We start from the raw sequence: 4,050 nt of genomic DNA, 5'->3' as shown, positions 1-4,050 counted from the left end.
GTACTCTGCTGCCCCTGCTCCCTCTGCGTGAGAATTCTGTTTTCGGTTACTCGGCGCTTTCGATGGCGCGGCGGACGGAGGCGTGGGCGGCACAGCAGCGGGTCAGGCTCTGCAGCAGCCGCCCGGGAGAAAGCAGCGACTTGGGCAGGTAGTCCGACGCCCCCGCCATCACCAGGTCCGCCGCGATCTCGGGATCGCTCTGCCCCGTGAGCATGATCACGGGGACGCGAATGCCCGCCGTCCGCAGGCCCCGCAGAAAGGTGAGCCCGTCGCCGTCGGGCAGGTTGAAGTCCAGCAGCACGCAGTCGTACGGCTCGTCCGTAAGCCGGCCGATAGCCTCCAGCACGCCCTCGGCCTCGTCCGCCCGCGCGCTCAGCCCCGTCCGCGCCAGGTGCCGCCGCACGGCCATGCGGTCCACGGCGTCGTCGTCCACCACCAGCACCCGCAGGGGCGTCACGTCCGAATCGTTCTCGTTCACGGAAGCTCCACGAGGGACCAGTACTGGATGAGGGTGGACACGGTGTCGCAGAACGCCTGGAAGGAGACCGGCTTGAGGATGTAGCCGGCCACGTTGAGGTTGTACGCGTCCAGGCGGTCCCGCTCGTCGTCGGAGGTGGTGAGCACCACCACGGCCGTGCAGCACAGCTCCGGGTCCCCCCGCAGGACCCGCAGGAACTCCACGCCGTTCATCCGCGGCAGGTTCAGGTCCAGCAGCACCAGCCGGCGGTAGCGGGACACGGCGCCGCCGCGCAGCATCTCCAGCGCCTCCTGCGCGCCCTGCGCCACGTGCAGCGGATGGACGACGCCGTTGGCCTTGAGGGCCCGGCGCACGTTCATCACGTCCACCGCGTCGTCGTCCACCAGCAGCAGGTTCAGGGGCCGCGAGGTCATGCGGCCTGCGCGCGCCAGGTAAAGTGGAACGCGGCGCCCCGGCCCGGGGCGGATTCCACCCACACGCGCCCGCCCCGGCTTTCCACCATCTTCTTGACGATGGACAGGCCGATGCCCGTGCTTTCCACCGTGTCGCGCGCCTGCAGCGTCTGGAAGATGGCGAAGATGCGCTCGTGGTACTCCGGCGCGATCCCCGGCCCGTTGTCGCGCACGGTGAACGTCCACTCGTCCCCCGCGCGCGCGGCGGAGACGTGCACGCGGGGCCGGTCGCCGCCGTACTTGAGCCCGTTGCTGACGAGGTTCATCAGCACCTGCTGCAGGGGCAGCCGCTCCGTCACCAGCACGGGCAGGCCGGGCTCCACCACCACCTCCGCCTCCGCCGGCGGGGCCAGCAGGTCCACGATCTCGTGCGCCAGCGCGTCGGTGTCGATGCGCTGCGGCGGGTCCTGCGTGCGGCCGGCCCGCGAGTACTGCAGGATGCCGTCGATGAGCCCTTCCATGCGGTGCACGCGGCCCCGCAGCAGGCGCATCTGCTCGCGCGTGTCGTCCGTGAACCGGTCGGCCAGGTCGTCCTCGATCCACTGCGACAGGTTGGCGATGCCGCGCAGGGGCGCCTTGAGGTCGTGGCTGGCCACGTAGGCGAACTGGTCCAGCTCGCGGTTGCTCGTCTCCAGGGCGCGGGCCAGGCGGGCCAGCTCCTCGGCCTTTTGCTCCACCTCGCGGCGGGCGCGCACCTGCGCCGTCACCTCCACGGCATGCACCAGGATGTCGCGCCGGTCCGGGTCCGGGCTGGCCAGGGGGCGCCACACCAGGTTCCAGTACGTGTCCTCCAGCACGCCGCTTCCCCAGCGCTCCAGGGGCACGTTGACCTCGGGATTGACGAACGGATCGCCCGTCTCGTACGTGCGGTCCAGCTGCTCGAACAGGCCGCTGCCCGCGAACTCGGGGAACACCTCGCGAAACGGCCGGCCGATGGCGCCCGGCTTGCCCACCGTCTGCTCCCACGTGGGGTTGATCATGGTGACCACGTGGTCCGGCCCCGTGTACAGGGCCATGACGGCGGGCGCCTCGGTAAAGATCTGCTCCAGCCGCGCGCGCTGCGTCTCGGCCTCGCGCAGCAGGCGCTCCCGCTCCGCCTCGGCCTGCTTGCGCTCGGTGACGTCGATGACCGTGCCGGTAAAGCGCACGGCCCGCCGGTCGGCGCCCTCGCCCTCGAAGCGGGCGCGGCCGCTGGCGCGCAGCCACCGGACGTCGCCCCCGGGCGGCACCACGCGGTACTCCACGTCGTAGGCGCTGCGGACCGCGGGGTCCATGGCGCGCCGCGCGGCGTCCTCGGCCTGGGCGCGGTCGTCGGGGTGCACGCCCTGGATGAACACGCCCCAGTCCACGGGCGCGTCCGGCGCCAGGCCGAACATCCGCCTGCACCGCTCGTCCCACGTCAGCCGGTCGGTCTGCGGCCGGTAGTCCCACGTGCCGATCTCGGCGGACTCCAGGGCCAGGCGCAGGCGGCTCTCCAGCTCTTCCACGGACCGCCGCGCGCGCACCTGCTCCGTGACGTCCACGGCATGGACGAAGATGCCGGAGATGGTGTCGTCCGTCTCGCGGATGGGCTGGTAGATGAAGTTCAGGAAGTGCTCCGCGGGCTCCCCGCCCGGGGTGCCCTGCAGCAGGATGGGCACCTCCGTCCCCACGAAGGGCTCGCCCGTGGTGTACACGCCGTCCAGCAGGCCGATGAACCCCTGGTCCACCACCTCGGGCAGGGCCTGGGGCACGGGCCGGCCGATGACGTCGCGGTGCCCGATGAGCTGCTGGTAGAGTGGATTGGTGGTCTCGAAGACGTGGTCCGGCCCCCGCAGGGTGGCGATGAAGGCCGGCGCCCGCTCGAAGATCTCCGCCAGGCGCCCGCGCTCTGCCTCCAGCTGGCGCTCGGCGAAGATGCGGGCCGTAGTCTCGGAGACCACGTTGAGGTACGCCACGATGGCCCCGTCCTCGTCGCGGACGGGGCTCAGGGCGAACGTGTACCACGCGTTGGGCTGGCCGGGCTCGGCGCCGTGGTCCTCGCCGGGCGCGCGCTCGATGACGAACGGCGCGTCCTCGGCGTAGATGGGCGGGCCGCCGGCGGCGATCTGCTGGAACATGGGGGCGATCTCGGGCCAGATCTCCGCCCACACCTGGCTGCCGGCGCGGCCCAGCGCGGCGGGGTGCTTGGCGCCCAGCACATGCCGGTACCCGTCGTTGTAGATGAGCACCAGCTCGGGGCCGCACCACAGGTTGATGGGGAACGGCGAGTCCAGCGCCGTGCGCACGGCCCAGCGCAGGGCGGGGGGCCACGTCTCCACGGGCCCCAGCGGCGAGGCGGCCCAGTCCAGCGCGCGGCAGCGCGCGCGCATCTCTCCGTCTCCCGCGAACAACGCGGCGGCGGCGCGCGACGGGGCCGGCGCCGTATCCTGGATGCTCAAGCGAACGATCTCTCCGGGGTGGATGAACTGCGCTGGATGCGTTGAGCAAACCGCGCGCCCGCGCCCGGCGAGGCCACCCGCCGTGGCTCCGGATGGGCGGAGCCATGCCCCGGCCACGTGTGTCACGATCCGTGCGGTACCGGTGTGCACCGCGGATGCCGCGTCCGCTCCCTTTCGCCTGTCGCCGAACGATGCGAATGCTGATCGCCGCCCTGTCCGTCCTGCTGCTGGCCGCCTGCGCCGACCCCGCGGGGGGAAACGGGTCCGCGGCCGCGCCCGTGCTGGTGAACCGCACGGCCACCGCGTTCGTCTACGCGGCGTTCGACCTGGCGGACGCGGGGCTGGTGGATCCCAATCCCGCCATCGACCCCGCGATGGTGCCGGAGCGCGTCGTGGCGGCGGGCGCGGAGGCGGAGATCCAGGTGGAGCAGACCTCCGGCGAGGGCGTGCTGCTGTTCCTGTACGAGATCCCCGCCGGCGACCACGCCGGGCCCGTTTCCCTGAGCCGGACGGTGCGCGTGACCCGCGCGGAGCTGATCGCATCCGGCGGCCGCATCGTCATCGACCCGGCGTGATCGCCCGGACGTGATCCGCCCGGACGTGATCGCCCGGACGTGATCGGCCGGTGGGATGGGCGGACGAACGAATCCCCCCGGAGCGGCTGCCCCGGGGGGGGGATTCGTGCATCCGGCGTCTCCGT

At 72.3% G+C, this 4,050-nt stretch carries 4 protein-coding genes; 1 reads left to right on the top strand and 3 read right to left on the bottom strand.

Annotated features, from left to right (window positions below):
• Window positions 1–46: 46 nt before the first annotated feature.
• Genes VFZ20_RS15005 through VFZ20_RS14995 form a run of 3 tightly spaced genes read right to left on the bottom strand, consistent with a single transcriptional unit; the run spans window position 47 to window position 3,350 of the window.
• On the bottom strand, window positions 47–478 hold the full coding sequence (locus VFZ20_RS15005) for a response regulator (protein ID WP_329684717.1): 432 nt from the start codon (window positions 476–478) through the stop codon (window positions 47–49).
• A complete protein-coding gene (locus VFZ20_RS15000) occupies window positions 475–891 on the bottom strand; it encodes a response regulator (protein ID WP_329684716.1) in 417 nt (138 codons plus the stop codon). The genes VFZ20_RS15005 and VFZ20_RS15000 overlap by 4 nt, the downstream gene beginning before the upstream one ends.
• On the bottom strand, window positions 888–3,350 hold the full coding sequence (locus VFZ20_RS14995; RefSeq protein WP_329684715.1) for an ATP-binding protein: 2,463 nt from the start codon (window positions 3,348–3,350) through the stop codon (window positions 888–890). Before VFZ20_RS14995 ends, VFZ20_RS15000 begins: the two co-directional genes overlap by 4 nt.
• 191 nt (window positions 3,351–3,541) lie before the next feature.
• Between VFZ20_RS14995 and VFZ20_RS14990 the strand changes: the two genes are divergently transcribed.
• Window positions 3,542–3,925 (top strand): hypothetical protein, encoded by a 384-nt coding sequence (locus VFZ20_RS14990; protein ID WP_329684714.1) that lies wholly within the window; start codon window positions 3,542–3,544, stop codon window positions 3,923–3,925.
• Window positions 3,926–4,050: the final 125 nt, after the last annotated feature.

Source organism: Longimicrobium sp. (assembly GCF_036280135.1).
In the GTDB taxonomy this organism is placed as follows: Bacteria; Gemmatimonadota; Gemmatimonadetes; order Longimicrobiales; family Longimicrobiaceae; genus Longimicrobium.
The sequence above is the reverse complement of the archived record's forward strand: the minus strand, read 5'-3'. Positions and strand labels throughout refer to the sequence as shown.